This window comes from Pseudomonas sp. TNT3, from assembly GCF_010095445.2.
Classification (GTDB): domain Bacteria; phylum Pseudomonadota; class Gammaproteobacteria; order Pseudomonadales; family Pseudomonadaceae; genus Aquipseudomonas.
This window is the reverse complement of the sequence record NZ_WFGV02000078.1, coordinates 1-19,662: the sequence shown is the minus strand read 5'-3', so window position 1 is coordinate 19,662 and position 19,662 is coordinate 1. Positions and strand designations below refer to the sequence as shown.

The window sequence follows — 19,662 nt, the reverse complement described above, 5'->3', positions numbered from 1 at the left end:
CGCCGCCGATCACCAACAATCGCGTATCGGCCGTCACCAGACTGCGCTCCAGCGCATCCCACGCCGTGGTGTACGGCACGCCGAGGCTGGCGGCCTGGGCGAAGGACAGGTGGGTCGGTTTGCGTGCGACGCCATTGGCCGGCAGTTTCACGAATTGCGCATGAGAGCCATCGGCGAAAAAACCCAACTCACGCCCCGTGCCCCAGACCTCCTGGCCTATCAGTGCCTGCGGACCTTGCACAACGATGCCGGCGAAGTCGCGGCCGGGAATGCGCGGCAACGTGGTGTAGGGAAAACGCCCCAGCACATTCTTAACATCGCTGGGGTTCAGGCCGGCGGCTTTGATTTCGACCAGCACCTCATCAGCGCCGGCAACAGGGGCGGGAATCTCAACATAGCGAAGGGCCGAAAGGTCGCCCGTTTTGTCGAACTGCAGTGCATTCATGGAAGGTGTCCAATTTTGAAGGAACAGAATTCAAGAGATCCAGCCAGCGATCAGTTGCCGCCCCAGCGGCCACAACTGCTCTCCGGCGAGCATGCCGAGCAGGCCTAACAGCGCAATCGCGGGCGGTGCTGGCGAACGAAAATCCAGCGCGCCGTACAGCAGGCCGACGCCCAGACCGATCACAATCGAGATGAGGTAATTCATGGCAGCATCCAGGCGTTTAGATAAGCCTGAAGTCTATAAGCGGGTCACGTCGCGTATCGGCCAAGCGCTTCTGAATCTCGGCCAAACGATCAGTCCGGACGCTGACTTGCGCAAAACTGTGAGGGGGCGACACCCAGCTCCCGACGGAACATGTCGCTGAAGCTGCTCGGCGAATAGCCCAGCTCCCGTGCAATCGCGCTGACCGGTACACCCTGAATCAATTCCGCCACCGCCGTCGCCAGTTGGACCTGCCGCCGCCACTCGGCGAAGCCCATGCCCAGGCCGTCCTTGAATAATCGCGCCAGAGTGCGCACGCTGGCACCGACGTTTTCCGCGTACTGTTCGAAGGGAACGTCCAGCGAGGGATTGGCCATGACGGCCTGGCACAAGCTCATCAGGCGCCGGTCGGAATCGTCCGGCAGCGGTATTTTCAGCAGGGATCGCCCGGCTCGCCTAAGCTCCAACAACGCCAGGTTCACCAGCGCCTCGTAATACTCGGGGGCGCCGTCCTCACCCTGCTCCACCAGCCTGACGATCAACTCACGCAGCAACCCACCCACTTCGATCACCTGGACCGTGTCGTCCAGCGTCGCCGCCAATGAAGGGCGCAGGTAGATATTGCGCATCTGCAAGTCCGAGACCACACGAATGCCATGGGGCACGCCCGGCGGCAGCCAGACCGCGCGCTGCGGCGGAACCACTAGCGCCTCATGCGGCGTTTCGACCCACATGACCCCACTCATCGCATACAGCAACTGGCCCCAGACATGCTCGTGGGGCTCGATGAATAGCCCGCGCGGATAGGTGCGCGCGAGCGGTTGCACAGGCACATCGGTATCACTCAGATCTGGGGGCGCGGCGAGGGCCATGGGCAATGATCATTGGGGTTTTCAGGAGATGCATGTTAACGAGCGAACAGTCAGGCCGCCACTGGTCACAGCCGTCTGACAATCCGACTGAATTTTCCGCGACGCCCACGATCCTTTTAATACCACAGGGAGGAATACGGGCTTTATGAACAACGCAAAACTATTCGTCATTGAATACACCCTTCATGGCGCCCCCAAGTCTTTCATTATCCGTCTGGACAAGATGGACAACGCAGAGGCTTGGCATTGGGCAAGCTGTGACGCCGGCGTGGGTCGGATCCCGCGCTTTGGCCGAGAGAAGGTGCAGAAAACCAGCAAACCGATGGCGGAGAAATTCGGGGTCGAGAATGTGACCTGGCGACCCGCAGGCTAAGTATCAACAGGGGAGGGGAATTCAGACGACAGTGGAGCCAGGAAGGCTCCACTTTCTTTGGGCGACTGATCAGCTTTTGGCGCACTTGCAGCCTTTGGACGAGCATTCTTCGCCATGCTCATGATGCTTGGCACAGGCCTCGCAGCAGTAGTGCTTGCCGTGTCGCGCGATCGGATGTTCACCCAGCTTGCACTCGCATTTCGGGCAGTCGCAGGTATCGGTTTTGGTCACTGTCATGGTTTGACTCCATTGTTATGGTCGTCCGGGTGCGGCGGATGCGCACTCGTCACTGACAGTGTAGGAGCTGTGTACATCCCTGTAGCAGCTGCCGAGCCTGCGAGGCTGCGTTCGAGGACGAAGTCCTCGCCAGACTGTCGAAACAAACGCAGCCTCGCAGGCTCGGCAGCTGCTACAGGGTTAGTCGTTATCGCCTAAGCGCTGCGGGTATTGCTGCGGTACATGAACAGCAACGCCAAGGCGAGGCACACCATCGCCAGGATACGGCTGCTGGACAACTCGATCGCCGGATTACCCAGCCAGCCGAAATTGTCGATCAACATGCCCATGCCCAGTTGCCCCACGATCACTGCCACCGTCGCCACTGCCGTACCCACCCGTGGTACCGCGCCGACCATGACCATCATGTAGACCACGCCGAACAACGCGCCACTGAGCTGCCATTTCGGCACGTCCAGCAGGCTCACCGCATGGGCCGGTTCGAAAAACAGAATCAGCAATCCGGTCACCACCGCACCCACCACGAAGGTCAACAGGCTGCTGCGCAACACACCGACCGTTTCACCCAGACGTCCGTTGATCGCCGCCTGCACACTCAACACCGCACCGGCAGCCACGACCACCGCCAACAAAATAATCAGATTCATCATCAACCTCTCGCGATCAGAACAAGTGCCGCCACAATCAGCAGCAAGGCCAGCCAACGTTCGCCGTTGACCTTTTTACGCGCGGCGCCGAACCAGCCGAAATGGTCGATCAACACACTCTTGCCGACCTGCCCGGAAAGGATCGCGATCATGGTCATGGCAATGCCGATATGGGGTGTGGCCAGGGTCAGCACGATGACGTACATCGGTCCCAGAAAACCGCCGATCAATTGCCAGCGCGGCAAGGTGTTCAAGGCCGGACCCTGTTGCGGGCCGCTGAACAACAGCAGCAAAAACAGAATCGCCGAGCCAACACCGAAGATGCTCAAGGTCGCCCACAGGTGCCCGACCTGAACCCCCAGCGGCCCGAGCAACCCGGCCTCCACGGAAAGGCCCATTCCGGCCAGAATCACCAGCGGCAACAGCAGCAGCCGAAGTCCTGGTTTGGTTGCAGGCGCAGGAACAACGCCGGCTTGTTCGATTGAAGAAGATTGCATAAGCAGTACCCGTGATCAGTTGGCCCAACCCGTGAGTGCGAGTCTGCTCGCTCCCACTGGGTGGAATAGGCGCGCATTATCGTCTGGCGATCCTTTGCGATAAATGGGAGCATCCGGACAACACTTTTGCGCAAACCGCACAGCAGGACATTCCCATGCAGGGCCTCAACGAGTTTGGTTTCAAGGCACTCCGACTTTTTGTCGCGGTGCTCGACCACGGCAGTTTTTCCGAAGTCGCCCGTCGCGAAGGCCTGGCGCCCTCTTCGATCTCCCGGCAAATCCAGCTAATGGAGCAGGCCTTGAACCAGCAATTGCTCTATCGCCACACCCGCGCCGTCACGCCGACCGAGGCCGGACGCATGCTCGGGCATCACGCGCGGCTGGTGCTGGTGCAACTGGAAGAAGCCGAACAGGCGTTGCAGGAACAGCAAAGCGAGCCCAGCGGACTGGTGCGGATCAATGCGCCGGTGGTGTTCGGGCAGCGTCACCTGACGCCGTGGCTGGGGCAGTTATGCGAGCGCTATCCGAAGCTGCAACTGGATATCCAGCAGACCGACACTTACGTCGACCCGCTGCAGGAAGGCGCAGACCTGTTGTTTCGCATCGGCCCGCTGCACGATTCCAGCATGCAGGCGCGCATCCTGGCGCCCCATCGCTTTCAGGTAGCGGCAAGCCCGGCGTACCTCAAACGCCATGGCTCGCCGAAACACCCCGATGAGCTGGCTGCGCATCAGTGCCTTGCCTACAAAGGGGTCACGGGCCAGCAGCGCTGGTTTTTCCGCAAGGATCAACAGGACTGGACGCCCTACCCGGTCACCGGGCCGATCACAGGCAATCACGCCGACACCCTCACCCAGGCCGCCGAACAGGGACTGGGGCTGGTGATGTTTCCGTCCTGGCTGATTGGCGAAGCCGTGCGCAACGGCACGCTGGTGCCAGTGCTGGGGGACTATCAGGTGTCCAACAGCCTCGAGCCCCAACAGATCGCGGTGCTATGGCCTGGCAGCCGACGGTTGTCGGTGAAGGTCAGGACGGTGATTGATTTTTACGTGGAGTGTTTTGGCGTGGTGCCGTATTGGGACAGGCCGTAACAGTTGCCTACTGCCTCCGACACCCCGGAAGACCTGTAGCAGCTGGCGAAGCCTGCGTTGGGTCCGCGAAGCGGCCCCCGATTTTCAAGTGAAAATCACAGGGTGCTGGGCAGCGCCCGCTTCGGTCGAGCGCGACCCCGGCGCCAACGCAGCCTTCGGCAGCTGCTACAAGTGTGTGTGTTCCAAGGACATCCTTGGGTCAGATACGAAACTGCCCGACCAGCTTGCCCAACCGCTGTCCCAGGTCCGCAAGGCTGCGGGTGGTCTGCGCGCCGAGCTGGGTTTCGTCGGCGACGCTGTCCACGGCCACCGCGATCTGATGCACGCTGCGGTTGATCTCTTCGGCCACAGCCGTTTGCTCCTCGGCGGCGCTGGCGATCTGCGCGTTCATCGCGTTGATGGTGGCGATCAGTTGCGCCATGGTGTCCAGCGACGCACCCGCTTCATTGGCCTGAGCGCTGGTGCCGTCGCCGGCTTCGCTGGAGCGGCGCATGGCGTCCACGGCGGACTGGGTGCCGGCCTGCAAGCGGTCGATCATGCTCTGGATTTCCTGAGTGCTGATTTGCGTGCGACTGGCCAACGCCCGCACCTCGTCCGCCACCACTGCAAACCCTCGGCCCGCTTCGCCAGCGCGAGCCGCTTCGATGGCAGCGTTCAGCGCCAGCAAGTTGGTCTGATCGGCAATCGAACGGATCACACCGAGCACACTGACAATCGATGACACGTCTTTCTGCAAGCTGTCGAGGGACACGCCGCTGCTGCGAATATCGTCCACCAATGCATGAATCTTGACGATGCTGCCAGCCACCACGCGCTTGGCCGCCTGGCCTTCTTCGTCGGTCTGCTGGGCGGCCACCGCCGCGTTCTGCGCGCTTTTCGCCACTTCCTGGGCCGCCGCCGACATCTCGTTGATCGCCGTGGCCACCTGATCCGTCTCATGGCGCTGACGTTCCATGGCCTTGTCCGAACGCTGGGCCTGATCGGACACCTGATTCACCAACCCGGTCAGTTGCGAAGTCATTTCGGTGATCTGCCGCACCAGCCCATGGATCTTGTCGACGAAGCGGTTGAACGAGCCGGCCAGTTCACCGAGTTCATCCTTGCTGGTGACGGTCAGACGGCGGGTCAGGTCGCCCTCGCCCGCCGCAATGTCGTCCAGGTTGGCTTTCATCAGGGTCAGCGGACGCAAGATGGTGTTGGCCAGCAACAGACCGGCGACGGCGATCACCAGCAACACCAGCAGCGCGATGCCGACAATGCTCAGCACTACGCCTTCCATCCGCTCGTGCACCTTGGCTTCGACCAGTGCAACCTGCGCTTCGATGCCATCGAGATTGACCGACGTGCCGACCGCCATGTCCCACTTCGGCAGGAATTCGGTGTAGCCGAGTTTGGGCACCAGCACCTGACTGTTACCCGGCAGTGGCGAGCTGTATTGCAGATAGTGGGTGCCATCCTTCGCGACCTTCACCAGGTCGCGGTTGACGTAGACGCCATTCGGATCGCGGTTGTCCTTGAAGCTCTGGCCGACGCCTTCCGGGCTGTTGGCCTTGAACAGGCGCACGGTGTTGGAGTCGTAGCCGAAGAAGTAGCCATCCTTGCCGTAGCTGATGCTCGACAGCAGCTTGACCGCCTGGGCCCGTGCCGCGTCATCGCCGGGGGCGGCAGCGTCGTAAAGCGGTTTGATCGCGGTCATGGCCACGGCGACGTAGCTTTGCAGGGTCGTCTTGGCGTCGCTGAGCAGACGCTGACGCGTTTCCTCGACTTCGTTGCGGGCCTGTTGCTGGAGAATGAACAAGGTGGTCAGGCTGATGACCAGCGCAAAGAGCAATACCGGGAGGACGGCAAGGGACAGGACTTTAGCCTTCAAGCTCATGCGCATGACGTTCACTCTTTTGATGTTATTGGCGTGGTTAAAGCTTTAACGGCACGCCAGGTCAAAAGTTGAATGCGGTCATTGTGGGAGTGTGGCTGTGTGGCGAGGGGATTTATCCCCTCGCCACACAGCCCCTGCTTTTGTAAGTCAGAGCACCATCGCCGCCACCCAGCCAAACGCCAGCAACGGCAAGTTGTAGTGCAGGAACGTTGGCACCACGGTGTCCCAGATATGGTGATGCTGGCCGTCGATGTTCAAACCGGAGGTCGGGCCCAGGGTCGAGTCCGAAGCAGGCGAGCCCGCGTCACCCAAGGCACCGGCCGTACCGACGATGCTGATGATCGCCAGCGGACTGAACCCCAGCTGCACGCACAACGGCACGAAAATCACCGCCAGGATCGGCACGGTGGAAAACGATGAGCCGATGCCCATGGTCACCAACAGGCCGACCAGCAACATCAGCAAGGCGCCAATGGCTTTGCTGTGGCCGATCCATGACGCCGAGGTTTCGACCAGCGATTGCACGTCCCCGGTAGCTTTGATCACTTCGCCAAAGCCGGATGCGGCGATCATGATGAAGCCGATCATGGCCATCATCTTCATGCCTTCGGTGAACAGGTCATCGGTATCACGCCACTTGACAATGCCCGACACCGAGAAGATCAGAAACCCCGCCAGCGCACCGATGATCATCGAATCCAGCAGCAGCTGAATGACGAACGCGGCAACGATGGCCAGTCCCGCCACCATCAGGCTCAGCGGGTTGTATTGCACGGCCACCTGCTCGACCTGCTCGATCTTCCCCAGGTCGTAGACGCGTTTCTTGCGGTAGCTGAAGAACGCTACGGCGAGCCCGAACACCATGCCCAGCGCCGGAATACCCATGGCATGGGTAACGTTGATGCCGCTGATGTCCACACCACTGCGGGCGACGTTGGCCAGCAGGATTTCATTGAGAAAGATGTTACCGAAGCCTACCGGCAGGAACATGTACGGCGTGATCAGGCCGAATGTCATGACACAGGCGATCAGCCGCCGGTCCAGTTGCAGCTTGGTCAGCACGTATAAAAGCGGCGGAACCAGCAACGGAATGAAGGCGATGTGTATCGGCAAAATGTTCTGCGAGGCAATGGCCACCACCCACAGCAAGCCGATCAGCAGCCACTTGACCCGGCCGCCCCCACTGGCGTGCTGGCGATCGACCATCGCCAGGGCCTTGTCAGCCAGCGCATGGGCCATGCCGGATTTGGCGATCGCCACGGCAAAAGCCCCCAGCAACGCATAGGACAACGCCACCGTCGCCCCGCCGCCGAGGCCGCTATTGAAGGCTTTCAGGGTGGCGTCGATGCCAAGGCCACCGGTCAAACCACCGACCAGGGCACCCACGATCAGTGCGATCACGACATGCACGCGGGACAGGCTGAGTATCAGCATGACGCCGACCGCGGCAATTACAGCATTAATCATCGTTACCTCAAGACAAGCGCAATGAGTTCAGCCGGCAGTCTGCAAAGAGCCGCCAGCGGATCATGAAATGGGTTTTATTAGAGGGCGCGCACTGTGCCGGACCGATGCCACCTTGTCAAAGCCAACACGACCGGCCTGGTCGCTGTGATGCCTGCCCGCACTTGTAGCAGGCTAAACGTGCACGCCTCTTGTAGCAGCTGGCGAAGCCTGCGTTCGGCTGCGAAGCAGTCGTAAATCCGGCTTGCATGGACTTCCTGATACACCTTGAGTTCTGATTTTACGACTGCTGCGCAGCCGAACGCAGGCTTCGCCAGCTGCTACAGGGTTTGGTGTCGCTTCTTATTTAACTGAATGGATCAAGAATCCAAAATCACTGCCGTTACAGAGCAAAGCCGCAGATATTTATCGAATAAGGACGTCTCCATGTCACTCAGACAACTTTCCATTCAATGGAAAATCACCCTGCTGGCCGGGCTTTGCCTGGCGGGCATCGTGACCCTGCTGGTGGGTCTTTCGCTGTATCGCATGGAGCACAGCTCCGCGTTGGTGAAAGCCTCGAGCATGGAGATGCTCAACGAAAGCGCCCAGGCGCGGATCGAATCCCAGGGCGAAAACCAGGCGCTGGAGATTCGCCAGCAGTTCATGGACGCCTATCAATACGGTCACGGCTTTTCGCGTCAGGTGCTGTTTCTGCGCGACCAGGCCGAAAAACGCTTCCTCGACGCGTTCGATTTGCGTGAAGACCTGACCCGACAGGTCAAGTCGGCGCTGCAGGCCAACCCGGAGCTGCTCGGTCTGTCGCTGGTGTTCGAAGCCAACGCACTGGACGGCAAGGACGAACTCTTCGCCGGCCAGGCCGAACTGGGCAGCAACGACAAGGGCCGGTTCGCCCTGTACTGGTCGCAACCGACGCCGGGCAAGGTCACGTCCATGGCGCTGCCGGAAAGCGACATGGCCGACACCAGCGCCGGCCCCAGCGGCGAGCCGGCCAACGCCTGGTTCACCTGCCCGCGCACCTCGCTCAATCCCTGCGTGATCGAACCGTATTTCTACAAGATCGACGGCCAGAACGTGCTGATGACCAGCATTGTTTTTCCGTTGATGGTCAACGGCAAGGTCATCGCCTCGCTGTCGGTGGACATCAACCTCAACAGCCTGCAAGCGATCAGTCAGGCCGCGAGCAAGAAGCTCTATGACGGCCAGACGAACGTCAGCATCATCAGCCCGGTCGGTTTGCTGGCCGGTTACAGCCCGGACGCCAGCAAACTCAGCCAGCGCCTGGACACGGTGGATACAACCAGCGGCGCAGAGCTGATCCGCAGGCTGGCCGGCAGCAGCAAGACCGAAAGCCTGCACAGCAACCAGCAGTTGAAGGTTCTGGCACCGTTCCAGCCGATTCCCGGTGGAAAATCCTGGGGCGTACTGCTGCAAGTACCGGAAAAAATCCTGGTCGGCCCGGCTGAAGCTTTGGAAAAACAACTCGACGACAGCAACACCACCGGCACACTGCTGGAGCTTGGCCTGGGTGTTGTCGCCGCGTTGATCGGCCTGTTGCTGGTGTGGCTGATGGCGCGCAGCGTGACCAAACCGATTCTGGGTGTGGCGCGCATGCTCGAAGACATCGCCAGCGGCGAAGGCGACCTGACCCGCCGCCTGGCCTACGACAAGCAGGATGAACTGGGCCAGTTGGCCGGTTGGTTCAACCGCTTCCTCGACAAGCTGCAACCGATCATTGCCGAGGTCAAACGCTCGGTGCAGGACGCGCGCAGCACGGCCGACCAGTCATCCGCGATTGCGACACAGACCAGCGCCGGCATGGAGCAGCAGTACCGTCAGGTGGATCAAGTTGCCACCGCGTCCCACGAAATGAGCGCCACGGCTCAGGACGTCGCCCGCAGTGCAGCGCAAGCCGCCCAGGCCGCCCGGGACGCCGACCATGCAACCCGCCGGGGCCTGACCGTGATCGACCAGACCACCACCAGCATCGACAACCTCGCGGCCGATATGAGCGCAGCGATGGTGCAAGTCGAAGGCCTGGCGGCCAACAGCGAGAAAATCGGATCGGTATTGGAAGTGATCCGTGCCATTGCCGAACAGACCAACCTGCTGGCGCTCAACGCCGCGATCGAAGCCGCCCGTGCCGGTGAAGCCGGACGCGGGTTTGCCGTGGTGGCCGATGAAGTGCGCAACCTGGCACGTCGCACCCAGGAGTCGGTGGAAGAAACCCGCCTGGTGATCGAACAGCTGCAAAGCGGCACACAGGATGTGGTGGGCTCGATGAACAACAGCCATCGCCAGGCTCAGGGCAGCGTCGAGCAAGTCGGCCAGGCCGTAACCGCGTTGCGCCAGATTGGTGATGCGGTCACGGTGATCAGCGACATGAACCTGCAGATCGCCAGCGCGGCAGAAGAGCAAAGCGCCGTGGCGGAAGAGATCAACAACAACGTGGCGACGATCAGGGACGTGACGGAGTCGCTGTCGGGGCAGGCCAATGAATCAGCGCGGGTGAGCCAGTCCCTCAACAGCCTGGCGAATCAGCAGCAGGCCTTGATGGACCAGTTCCGGGTGTAACACAAATACTGCATCCACCGGCATTACCTGTGGGAGCGGGCTTGCCCGCGATGAGGTCATAACAGCCACCCTCTATGTGGGCTGTTACATTGTCATCGCGGGCAAGCCCGCTCCCACAGATTTCTCAGCAGCTATGAGATCAATGTCAGCGCTTGGGCAACTGAATCACCACCTTCAACCCGCCCCACTCGCTCTCCTCCAACCGCATCACCCCACCCCACGTATCCACGATGTCTCGCACGATCCCCAATCCCAGCCCATGCCCATCGGTCTGTTCGTCCAGTCGCGTGCCGCGGCTGAACACTTGGGCCCGCTGATCCTCGGGAATGCCCGGACCATCGTCTTCAACGCTCAACACAAATTCTGCCGCCGTCTCGACCACACTCAACCGCACCTCGGCATCCGCCCACTTACAGGCGTTATCCAGCAGATTACCCAGCAGCTCCAACAGGTCTTCCCGATCCCAGGGCAACTGCAGCCCCTTGGGCGCGACATAGCTCAGGTCCAGGTGTTCACCGTGAATCATGTTGAGCGTGGCCAGCAATCCCGGCAATTCGGCATCGCAATCGAACAACGCCCCCGGCAGCGCGTCGCCGGACAATCGGGCGCGATTGAGTTCGCGGTTGAGACGTAGACGGACTTGCTCCAGTTGCTCCTGGAGTACTTTGCGCAATTGCGGGTGCGCATCGAGCTTTTCGCTCGATGCCAGGCTCAACAACACCGCCAACGGCGTTTTCAACGCATGGCCAAGGTTGCCCAAGGCATTGCGCGAACGCTTGAGGCTGTCTTCGGTATGAGCGAGCAAATGGTTGATCTGCGCCACCAGCGGCTCGAGTTCAACCGGCACCTGATCGTCCAGTTGCGAACGCTGGCCCTGTTGCAACTGAGCGATCTGCTCGCGGGCTTTTTCCAGCGGGCGCAAGGCGCGGCGCACGGTGACCCGTTGCAACAGCAGAATCAGCAACAACCCCGCCAGACCGAGGCCCAAGCCCACTTGCTGCATGCGCAAAAAGCTGTCGCGCACCGGGGTGTAATCCTGGGCCACGCTGATGGAAATCGACTGCCCGAGCCGGCGATAGTCCGAACGCAACACCAGCAACTGCTGCCCCTCCGGCCCCAATTGCAAATTGCTTTGCAGACCGGGCTGCTCAAGCCGCGGAAACTCCTGATCCCACAGCGAACGGGAGCGCCAATGGTTGTCGGCGAAGTCGATGCGAAAGTAATGCCCGGAATACGGCCGCTGATAAGCCGGCGACAAGTGTCGCTCATCCAGCTGCAAACCCTGGGGACCACGCACCAGCGCTACCAGCAGGCTCTCGCTGTCGTTGCGCAGCCCGGCTTCGAGGTAGCGCTGCAAACCCATTTCGAACAGCCACAAACTGGTCTGCGCCAGCACCAGGCCGACGATCACCATCACGCTGATCAGCCCCAGGCTCAAGCGGCGCTGGATCGACCTCACTTGGCTTGACCGCCGAACAGGTAACCCTGGCCGCGGCGGGTTTCGATCACCGTGCGCCCGAGCTTGCGGCGCAGGTGGTTGACGTGGACTTCCAGTACGTTGGAATCACGCTCGGTTTCACCGTCGTAGAGGTGTTCGGCGAGGTGGCTTTTGGAGAGGATCTGCTCGGGGTGCAGCATGAAATAACGCAACAGGCGAAATTCCGCGGCAGTGAGCTGGATGTCTGCACCGTCACGGGTCACGCATTGGCGACCTTCATCCAGATGCAGGCCTGCCGCCTTGAGCGTCGGCTGGTTGGCCTGGCCGTGGGACCGACGCAGCAGCGCCTGAATCCGCAAGTGCAGTTCTTCTGGATGAAAAGGTTTGGTCAGGTAATCGTCAGCGCCGGCCTTCAGGCCTTCGATGCGTTCGGACCAGGACCCGCGTGCTGTCAGGATCAGCACGGGCGTCGCCAAACCGCCTGCGCGCCATTGCGCGAGCACGTCCAGCCCCGGCAAACCCGGCAGGCCGAGGTCGAGGATAATCAAGTCATAGGGCTCGCTGCTGCCCTGATACACCGCATCGCGACCGTCCGCCAGCCAGTCCACGGCATAGCCATGGCGATTCAATCCGGCCATCAGTTCATCGGCCAGGGGCACGTGGTCTTCCACGAGGAGCAAACGCATCGATCAATCTTCCTTGTCTTTCAGTAACTGGCCAGTACGGGCATCGAGGTCCAGTTCACGCACCACGCCTTCGGTGGTCAACAGTTCGACTTCATAAATGTAGACGTCGTGTTTTTCTTCGAGCTCCGCTTCCAGCAGTTTGGCGCCCGGATAGCGGTCCAGCGCCTGCTGCAAGAGCTGCTCAAGCGGCAGGATCACGCCTTGCTGGCGCAGGCGCAGGGCTTCGTCCTGATCCAGGTCGCGAGCCATGACCACCGAACACAAAACCAGAAGCGCCAGGCCTGCCCGGCTGGCGCTTCGACTGGAAAACAAATGCACCTTCATTACGTATCCTGATGATCCTTGAGAACCTGCCCGCTGACAGCGTCCAATTCCAGGTCCCAATCGAGACCTTGCGGGTCGCGCAGCTCAACCTGGTAGATGTACTTGCCGTACTCTTCTTCCAGCTCGGTCTCGGTGATGCTGGAGCCTGGGTGTTTGGTCAACGCGGTGGCATTGAGCTTCTCGAAAGACACAATGGTACCAGCGTCACGCAGCCGCAGGGCTTCGTCGGGCCCCAGGTCGCGAGCGTGGGCGATGCTGGCCGTCATGCCGATAATGGATGCGGTGATCAGGGCCGTCAGGTTTTTCATGGGTGTCTCCGTGTTTTTTCGTGTATTGCCAACAGGGAGCCACCTTAGCGAGGTGAACTTAATTGAAACTGAATGGCCATCATCTCCTTCAGGGGAGCCCAACGAAATCTTCTATAATCCCGCCCGCCTGCCACGCACCGAGACCCGTATGACCGCCATCCACATCAAGTTCCCCTCCCTGACCCTCAAAGCCGGCCCGCGAGCCTTTGCGCGCATCCGGGAAAACGGTCTGAACGCCGCCGACGTGGGGACGCTGCCCGGTGCCGCCGGTGGCCCGAAGGCGTTGGGGATTCAAGGTCTGGACCTGGCGTTGTTCGGTGAATGGCTGCCCGCTGCGCCACGGGAGCGCTCGCTGATCGGCGCTTCGGTGGGTTCCTGGCGCTTCGCCAGCGCCTGCCTGCCAGACGCGGCCGAAGGCATCCGCCGCCTCGGCCATCTGTACACCGAGCAGAATTTCGACAAGGGCGTCACGATGGCGCAGATCAGCCAGAGCTCGCAGCGCATGCTCGATGAACTGCTCGACGGCCGCGACGCTTCGATACTCGACAACGCGCACTACCGGCTGAACATCATGGTAGTCAAAAGCCATGGCCGACTGGCCGATGATCATCGCGGGCGACTGGGACTGGGCCTGTCGTCAGTGATTGCCGACAACCTGCGAGGTCGTTCGCGGCTTGCGCGACACTTCGAACGCCTGATCCTCCATGACCCGCGCCTGGCGCCTCCCGTGAACGCGCTGAACGATTTCCCCTCACGCTTTATCGCCCTGAATGCCGGCAATTTGCGCCAGGCCTTGCTCGCCTCAGGATCGATCCCGATGGTGATGGAAGGTGTGCGTGATCTGCCAGGCGCCGGCGCCGGAACCTTTCGTGACGGCGGGCTGCTCGACTATCACCTTGACCTGCCCTACAGCGGCAACGACATCGTGCTCTACCCGCACTTCACCGACCGCATCATCCCCGGCTGGTTCGACAAGACCCTGCCCTGGCGCCGGGCCTGCCCCAAGCGCCTGCAGGATGTGCTGCTGCTGGCGCCCTCGAAGGAGTACCTGGCACGCCTTCCTTACGGCAAACTGCCCGACCGCAACGACTTCAAGCGCTTCATGGGCGATGCCCCGAGCCGGCAGAAGTACTGGCGCGCGGCGATGGATGAAAGCCGGCGACTGGGTGACGAATTCCTCGAACTGACCGCCAACGGTCGCCTCGGCGAGCGCTTGCTGACCCTTTAGTCAGGACAAACTGATAAACTCGCCGCCTGCCCACATCGCCGCGGCGATCGCCACCTGACAGAGCTCAAAACACTGTGGAAATTTTCAAGGAATTTACGTTCGAATCCGCCCACCGCCTGCCCCACGTGCCGGAAGGCCACAAGTGCGGTCGCCTGCACGGTCACTCGTTCAAAGTGGCCATTCATTTGAGTGGCGACCTGGATCCGCACACCGGCTGGATTCGCGATTTCTCGGAGATCAAGGCGATCTTCAAGCCGCTGTACGAGCGTCTGGACCATAACTACCTGAACGATATCCCTGGCCTGGAAAACCCGACCAGTGAAGTACTGGCGAAGTGGATCTGGAACGAGTTGAAGCCATTGCTGCCGGAACTCAGCGCGATTCGCATCCACGAAACCTGCACCAGTGGCTGCATTTATAACGGCGAGTAAGCGTTCGAAAAAAAAGCGACCTGAATGCCAACACGTTAACTACAAAGATGCTGCAAGCATCTAAAAAAACGCCCCGACTGTTCGGGGCGTTTTTGTCTGGATCTGTCGCGGTTATTTTGCCGCGATGCACTCCAGCTCCAGTCGTGCACCATAAACAAGCTGGGTGCCACCGAACGCACTGCGAGCGGGATAAGGTTTACTGAAGTAAGTTTTGTACACCTCGTTGAAGGCGGGCCATTCTGCTATATCGGCCAGCATCACTGTGCACTTGACCACGTCCGTCATTTCATAACCGTTGGATCCCAGAGCCGTTTTAATATTGTCCAATGCCTGACGTGACTCCGGTTCAATGCCACCTTTTACCAACTGGTCAGATCCTGGCTCGGCACCGATTGTGCCCGACATGAATAACAACTTCGTAGCGCTCACCTGGACGGCATCAGAGAATGGCAAGTTATACCGACCGGAATCGATAAACTCGACAGGCTTTGCGTCCTTGGCGCCATTGGGCCGATCGCCAACGTTCGCACATCCCGCCAGCAAGATGCTCATTGTTAAAACACTGCCAGTCATCCATGAAATCTTTTTCAAAGTTACGTGCTCCTAAACTCATTGGTGTCGGCGGAGTATGCCGACCGCTTCAATGAGAAATCAGGCCCTGGCAACACGTTGTGAAAGAAGTCCCCTGCAGTCCTGAATATAGGAAAAAACGCCTCGCAAACCTGGACCTTTCCTACACCTTTGCCGACTTGAATTTCACGGGATAAAAAACGACCGAAGCAGGCGGTTTTTTGCCTATGCTTTTGCTTCTCCCCCGCCAAGAGGACACGCGTATGGCTGACTGGCCGCTGCCTCAAACCTATCGCTTCAACGGACATTCCATCCGCTACGCCGTGCGCGGCGACGGACCGCCCCTGGTGTTCGTGCATGGCACGCCGTTCTCTTCTTACGTCTGGCACCGTATCGCGCCGCACTTCATCGCTTCCCATCGGGTGCATTACTTCGACCTGCTGGGTTACGGGCAATCCGAGAAAATCGACGGCGATGTTTCCCTGGGTGTGCAGAACGACCTGTTGGCTCAACTGCTCGACCACTGGGGCCTGGCGTGCCCGGATGTGGTGGCCCACGATTTCGGCGGTGCCACTGCGTTGCGGGCGCATCTGCTCAATGGCAAGGATTACCGCAGCCTGACCCTTATCGATCCGGTAGCGCTGACGCCCTGGGGTTCGCCGTTCGTGCAGCATGTGCGCCAGCATGAAGCGGCGTTCAGCGGTGTGCCGGACTACATTCAGCGCGCCATCGTGCCGGCCTACATTCGCGGGGCGATCAAGCGCGAGATCACGGACGACGAACTCGCCCCCTACGTACAGCCCTGGCTGGGGGATGAAGGGCAAGCGGCGTTCTATCGGCAGATCGCCCAGATGGACACGCGCTATACCCGCGAAGCTGAAACGCTCTACCCAACGATCCGCTGTCCGGTGCAGATCCTGTGGGGTGAAGACGATGAGTGGATTCCCATCGAGCGTGGGCGAGCGCTGCAACAGATGATTCCCGGTGCCCAGTTGCATGCCATCCCCAATGCCGGGCACCTGGTGCAAGAGGACGCGCCGGAGGCCATTGTTGCGGCGCTGCTCAGATTCCTGCCACTCCAGACTTCCCCCTGAACAAACTCAATCCTTTGTAGGAGCAAAGTTTGCTCCTACAAAGGATACGGAGTGTTCGAGTGCACCGCTTTTGTGCCCTCTGCCGCGCCAAATGATCAGCCTCGGCTATACATAACCAGACCAACGCCATTGGCACGACCACTGCAACCTCCTCCGCGTCTTCCACTCCAGCAAGGAACGCCCCATGACGCAGAACGCTCCCGGCAACGACTATCCCCTCAGCGAAGTCCCGATGCATGCCCGTAAAGGCCTGGCCTCAACGGCCATGGTGTTGCTCGGTTTTACGTTTTTCACCGCCACCATGTTTGCCGGCGGCAAGCTCGGCGTGGCGTTCAGTTTCGGCGAAATGATGATGGTGATCATCGTCGGCAATCTGCTGCTCGGACTGTATGCCGCAGGACTGGGCTACATCGCCTTCAAGAGTGGCCTCAATTCGGTGTTGATGGGCCGGTTCTGCTTCGGAGAGGTGGGCAGCAAGCTCAGCGATCTGATCCTCGGTTTTACCCAGATCGGTTGGTACGCCTGGGGCACGGCCACGGCTGCCGTCGTACTGGGCAAGTATTTCGAGTTGAGCGACGGGACCGTGCTGGGCCTGATGGTGCTGTTCGGCCTGGGCTTCTGCGCCACCGCTTATGTCGGGTATCGCGGTCTGGAAATCCTGTCCTGGATCGCGGTGCCCGCGATGATGTTGCTGCTGATGCTGTCCATGTGGGTCGCCACGGTAAAAGTCGGCGGGCTCGACGGTTTGCTGGCCGTGGTGCCGACAGGCACGCTGGATTGGTCGACCGCGATTACCCTGGTGTTCGGCACCTTCGTCAGCGGCGCCACGCAAGCCACCAACTGGACGCGTTTTTCGCGCTCGGCCAGGGTTGCGGTGCTGGCGAGTCTGATCGGTTTCTTCATCGGCAACGGCCTGATGGTGTTGATCGGCGCCTACGGGGCGATCGTCTATCAGCAACCGGACGTGGTTGAAGTGCTGTTGCTGCAAGGTTTTGCCATGGCAGCGATGGGCATGTTGCTGCTCAACATCTGGAGCACCCAGGACAACACCATCTACAACTTCGCCGTCGCCGGTTGCAACCTGCTGCGCACCGACCGACGCAAGACCGTGACCCTGGTCGGCGCGGTGATTGGCACCGCATTGGCGCTGCTGGGTATGTACGACCTGCTGGTGCCGTATCTGATTCTGCTGGGCACGGTGATTCCGCCGATAGGCGGCGTGATCATGGCGGATTTCTTCTTCCGCTACCGTGGTCAATATCCTCGTCTGGCCGACACGCGTTTACCGGCGTTCAACTGGCCCGGCTTGAGCGCTTATGCGGTCGGCACGGTGGCCGCTTTCAGTTCGCCGTGGGTCGCACCGCTGGTAGGGATTGCCGCTGCCGCGCTAACGTATGTGCTATTGACCGGCGTTTTTGGTGCTCGAGTCGCCAACGCACCCTTACAAGATCTCTGAAAAAGGATTCGCCTGATGCACATCATCAACGCCCGCCTGCGCAACCAAGAAGGCCTGCATGAATTGCACCTGGAAAACGGCCTGATCAGCAGCATCGCGCGTCAGACCGAGGCGCCCACCCTGGGCCCCGACGATCTGGATGCCGGCGGCAATCTGGTGATTCCACCGTTCGTTGAGCCGCACATCCACCTCGACGCGACGCTCACCGCCGGCGAGCCGCGCTGGAACATGAGCGGCACGCTGTTCGAAGGCATCGAGTGCTGGAGCGAGCGCAAGGTCACGATCACCGAGGAAGACACCAAGACCCGCACGCGCAAAACCCTCCAGGCCCTGGCCGCCCACGGCATCCAGCACGTGCGCACCCACGTCGACGTCACCGACCCGCAACTCACGGCACTTAAGGCGATGCTCGAAGTGCGCGAGGAAAGCCGCCACCTGGTCGACATGCAGATCGTGGCGTTCCCGCAAGAAGGCATCGAGTCTTACCGCAATGGTCGCGAGCTGATGGAAGAAGCGATTCGCATGGGCGCCGATGTGGTAGGCGGGATTCCGCATTTCGAGTACACCCGCGATCAGGGCGTCAGTTCAGTGAAGTTCCTGATGGACCTGGCCGAACGCACCGGTTGCCTGGTGGACGTGCACTGCGACGAAACCGACGACCCGCACTCGCGCTTCCTGGAAGTGTTGGCCGAAGAGGCCCGCAGCCGCGACATGGGCTCGCGGGTCACCGCCAGCCACACCACGGCGATGGGTTCCTACGACAACGCGTACTGCGCAAAGCTGTTTCGTCTGCTCGGGCACTCGGGGATCAGTTTTGTCTCCTGCCCGACCGAAAGCATTCACCTGCAAGGGCGTTACGACAACTTTCCGAAACGCCGCGGCGTGACCCGGGTCAACGAGCTGCTCGAAGCGGGCATGAACGTGTGCTTCGGCCAGGATTCGATCGTCGACCCGTGGTACCCGCTGGGCAACGGCAACATCCTGCGGGTGCTCGAAGCCGGCCTGCACATCTGCCACATGCTCGGGTACCGCAACCTGCAAAGCGCGCTGGACCTGGTCACCGACAACAGCGCCAAGGCCATGGCATTGGGTGATCGTTACGGCCTGGAGCGCGGGCGGCCGGCGAATTTGCTGATCCTGTCGGCGGACAGTGATTACGAAGTTATTCGCAGCCAGGGGTTGCCGCTGTATTCGATTCGGGACGGGAAGGTTTTGATGAAGCGGACAATGCCGGAGGTGGAATTTTTTGGTGGTCAGCTCTGAGATTTCCGCTGACCCTGCTGTCCCCATCGCGAGCAAGCTCGGCTCCCACAGTGGATCTCAGTGGACACAAATTTGTGTACGACAGTGATCTACTGTGGGAGCCGAGCTTGCTCGCGATGGGGCCGTGTCAGGCAACGTCGATGCTGGATGGGTCACCGCAATCGCGAGCAGGCTCACTCCCACAGTGGATCTTCAGTGCACGCAATATTTGTGTACGACAGTAATCTACTGTGGGAGCCGAGCTTGCTCGCGATGGGGCCGTGTCAGGCAACATCGATGCTGGATGGGCCACCGCCATCGCGAGCAGGCTCACTCCCACTTTGAATCTTCAGTGGACACAACATTTGTGTACGACAGTGACCTACTGTGGGAGCCGAGCTTGCTCGCGATGGGGCCGTGTCAGGCAACATCGATGCTGGATGGGTCACCGCAATCGCGAGCAGGCTCGCTTGTATGTTTTGACTTGAAGGGGTGGGGTGGGACTACAGACTCGATTCTGACTCTGACCAGTACAGACTGTGGGAGACTTCTCGTCCCACCCCTTCTACCCAAAGCGCCGATAAGGAATGCATCGGTCAAACCGACGA

The 19,662-nt window shown here is 60.5% G+C and carries 21 protein-coding genes; 8 read left to right on the top strand and 13 right to left on the bottom strand.

Features of this window, described 5'->3' with window-relative positions:
• From GBC55_RS27600 to GBC55_RS27590, 3 genes are all read right to left on the bottom strand, one after another.
• Positions 1 to 445: alcohol dehydrogenase catalytic domain-containing protein (locus tag GBC55_RS27600; protein WP_247267025.1), on the bottom strand; the 445-nt coding region annotated here is incomplete at its 3' end.
• A gap of 30 nt (positions 446 to 475) precedes the next feature.
• Positions 476 to 649, bottom strand: coding sequence for a DUF1427 family protein (locus GBC55_RS27595; protein WP_162440733.1), 174 nt, complete (start codon positions 647 to 649; stop codon positions 476 to 478).
• Positions 650 to 738: 89 nt separating this feature from the next.
• Positions 739 to 1,518: a helix-turn-helix transcriptional regulator gene (locus GBC55_RS27590; RefSeq protein WP_162440734.1), complete on the bottom strand. Its 780-nt coding sequence runs from the start codon at positions 1,516 to 1,518 to the stop codon at positions 739 to 741.
• A gap of 145 nt (positions 1,519 to 1,663) precedes the next feature.
• Between GBC55_RS27590 and GBC55_RS27585 the strand changes: the two genes are divergently transcribed.
• Positions 1,664 to 1,891 (top strand): DUF6555 family protein, encoded by a 228-nt coding sequence (locus GBC55_RS27585; protein ID WP_045060943.1) that lies wholly within the window; start codon positions 1,664 to 1,666, stop codon positions 1,889 to 1,891.
• A 69-nt stretch (positions 1,892 to 1,960) separates the two neighbouring features.
• Here the strand turns inward: GBC55_RS27585 and GBC55_RS27580 are convergent, their stop codons facing one another.
• From GBC55_RS27580 to GBC55_RS27570, 3 genes are all read right to left on the bottom strand, one after another.
• Positions 1,961 to 2,128, bottom strand: coding sequence for a metallothionein (locus tag GBC55_RS27580; RefSeq protein WP_162440735.1), 168 nt, complete (start codon positions 2,126 to 2,128; stop codon positions 1,961 to 1,963).
• Between the two features lie 194 nt (positions 2,129 to 2,322).
• Entirely contained in the window at positions 2,323 to 2,775 is a 453-nt protein-coding gene (locus tag GBC55_RS27575) for a DMT family transporter (RefSeq protein ID WP_162440736.1), read from the bottom strand.
• A 2-nt stretch (positions 2,776 to 2,777) separates the two neighbouring features.
• Positions 2,778 to 3,272, bottom strand: coding sequence for a DMT family transporter (locus GBC55_RS27570; protein ID WP_162440737.1), 495 nt, complete (start codon positions 3,270 to 3,272; stop codon positions 2,778 to 2,780).
• A 155-nt stretch (positions 3,273 to 3,427) separates the two neighbouring features.
• Between GBC55_RS27570 and GBC55_RS27565 the strand changes: the two genes are divergently transcribed.
• Positions 3,428 to 4,363 (top strand): LysR family transcriptional regulator, encoded by a 936-nt coding sequence (locus tag GBC55_RS27565; protein WP_162440738.1) that lies wholly within the window; start codon positions 3,428 to 3,430, stop codon positions 4,361 to 4,363.
• A gap of 199 nt (positions 4,364 to 4,562) precedes the next feature.
• Here GBC55_RS27565 and GBC55_RS27560 read toward each other — a convergent pair whose 3' ends face one another.
• Together GBC55_RS27560 and GBC55_RS27555 are read right to left on the bottom strand one after the other, a co-directional pair.
• The gene (locus GBC55_RS27560) at positions 4,563 to 6,245 is read right to left on the bottom strand and encodes a methyl-accepting chemotaxis protein (protein ID WP_162440739.1); all 1,683 of its coding nucleotides are present in this window, start codon (positions 6,243 to 6,245) and stop codon (positions 4,563 to 4,565) included.
• Between the two features lie 141 nt (positions 6,246 to 6,386).
• Positions 6,387 to 7,703: a Na+/H+ antiporter NhaC family protein gene (locus GBC55_RS27555; RefSeq protein WP_162440750.1), complete on the bottom strand. Its 1,317-nt coding sequence runs from the start codon at positions 7,701 to 7,703 to the stop codon at positions 6,387 to 6,389.
• Between the two features lie 426 nt (positions 7,704 to 8,129).
• Between GBC55_RS27555 and GBC55_RS27550 the strand changes: the two genes are divergently transcribed.
• Positions 8,130 to 10,277: a methyl-accepting chemotaxis protein gene (locus GBC55_RS27550; RefSeq protein WP_162440740.1), complete on the top strand. Its 2,148-nt coding sequence runs from the start codon at positions 8,130 to 8,132 to the stop codon at positions 10,275 to 10,277.
• A 145-nt stretch (positions 10,278 to 10,422) separates the two neighbouring features.
• Here GBC55_RS27550 and GBC55_RS27545 read toward each other — a convergent pair whose 3' ends face one another.
• Genes GBC55_RS27545 through GBC55_RS27530 form a run of 4 tightly spaced genes read right to left on the bottom strand, consistent with a single transcriptional unit; the run spans position 10,423 to position 13,033 of the window.
• Positions 10,423 to 11,736, bottom strand: coding sequence for an ATP-binding protein (locus tag GBC55_RS27545; RefSeq protein WP_162440741.1), 1,314 nt, complete (start codon positions 11,734 to 11,736; stop codon positions 10,423 to 10,425).
• The gene (locus GBC55_RS27540; protein ID WP_162440742.1) at positions 11,733 to 12,401 is read right to left on the bottom strand and encodes a response regulator transcription factor; all 669 of its coding nucleotides are present in this window, start codon (positions 12,399 to 12,401) and stop codon (positions 11,733 to 11,735) included. Before GBC55_RS27540 ends, GBC55_RS27545 begins: the two co-directional genes overlap by 4 nt.
• A 3-nt stretch (positions 12,402 to 12,404) precedes the next feature.
• A complete protein-coding gene (locus tag GBC55_RS27535) occupies positions 12,405 to 12,725 on the bottom strand; it encodes a PepSY domain-containing protein (protein ID WP_162440743.1) in 321 nt (106 codons plus the stop codon).
• Positions 12,725 to 13,033 (bottom strand): PepSY domain-containing protein, encoded by a 309-nt coding sequence (locus GBC55_RS27530; protein ID WP_162440744.1) that lies wholly within the window; start codon positions 13,031 to 13,033, stop codon positions 12,725 to 12,727. Before GBC55_RS27530 ends, GBC55_RS27535 begins: the two co-directional genes overlap by 1 nt.
• A 148-nt stretch (positions 13,034 to 13,181) precedes the next feature.
• Here GBC55_RS27530 and GBC55_RS27525 point away from each other — a divergent pair, with 148 nt between their 5' ends.
• Together GBC55_RS27525 and queD are read left to right on the top strand one after the other, a co-directional pair.
• Positions 13,182 to 14,261, top strand: a complete 1,080-nt coding sequence (locus GBC55_RS27525; RefSeq protein ID WP_162440745.1) for a patatin-like phospholipase family protein — start codon at positions 13,182 to 13,184, stop codon at positions 14,259 to 14,261.
• A gap of 74 nt (positions 14,262 to 14,335) precedes the next feature.
• Entirely contained in the window at positions 14,336 to 14,692 is a 357-nt protein-coding gene (gene queD / locus GBC55_RS27520; RefSeq protein WP_162440746.1) for a 6-carboxytetrahydropterin synthase QueD, read from the top strand.
• 111 nt (positions 14,693 to 14,803) lie between these two features.
• Here queD and GBC55_RS27515 read toward each other — a convergent pair whose 3' ends face one another.
• Positions 14,804 to 15,283 carry a Rid family hydrolase gene (locus GBC55_RS27515; protein WP_218576875.1) on the bottom strand — a complete coding sequence of 160 codons (480 nt, stop codon included), beginning with the start codon at positions 15,281 to 15,283 and terminating at the stop codon, positions 14,804 to 14,806.
• A 242-nt stretch (positions 15,284 to 15,525) separates the two neighbouring features.
• Here GBC55_RS27515 and GBC55_RS27510 point away from each other — a divergent pair, with 242 nt between their 5' ends.
• The 3 genes from GBC55_RS27510 (at position 15,526) to codA (ending at position 19,075) form a co-directional block, all read left to right on the top strand.
• Positions 15,526 to 16,356 carry an alpha/beta hydrolase gene (locus GBC55_RS27510; protein ID WP_162440747.1) on the top strand — a complete coding sequence of 277 codons (831 nt, stop codon included), beginning with the start codon at positions 15,526 to 15,528 and terminating at the stop codon, positions 16,354 to 16,356.
• 184 nt (positions 16,357 to 16,540) lie between these two features.
• Positions 16,541 to 17,812, top strand: coding sequence for a cytosine permease (codB, locus tag GBC55_RS27505; RefSeq protein ID WP_162440748.1), 1,272 nt, complete (start codon positions 16,541 to 16,543; stop codon positions 17,810 to 17,812).
• 15 nt (positions 17,813 to 17,827) lie between these two features.
• The gene (codA, locus tag GBC55_RS27500) at positions 17,828 to 19,075 is read left to right on the top strand and encodes a cytosine deaminase (protein WP_162440749.1); all 1,248 of its coding nucleotides are present in this window, start codon (positions 17,828 to 17,830) and stop codon (positions 19,073 to 19,075) included.
• Positions 19,076 to 19,662 lie beyond the last annotated feature (587 nt).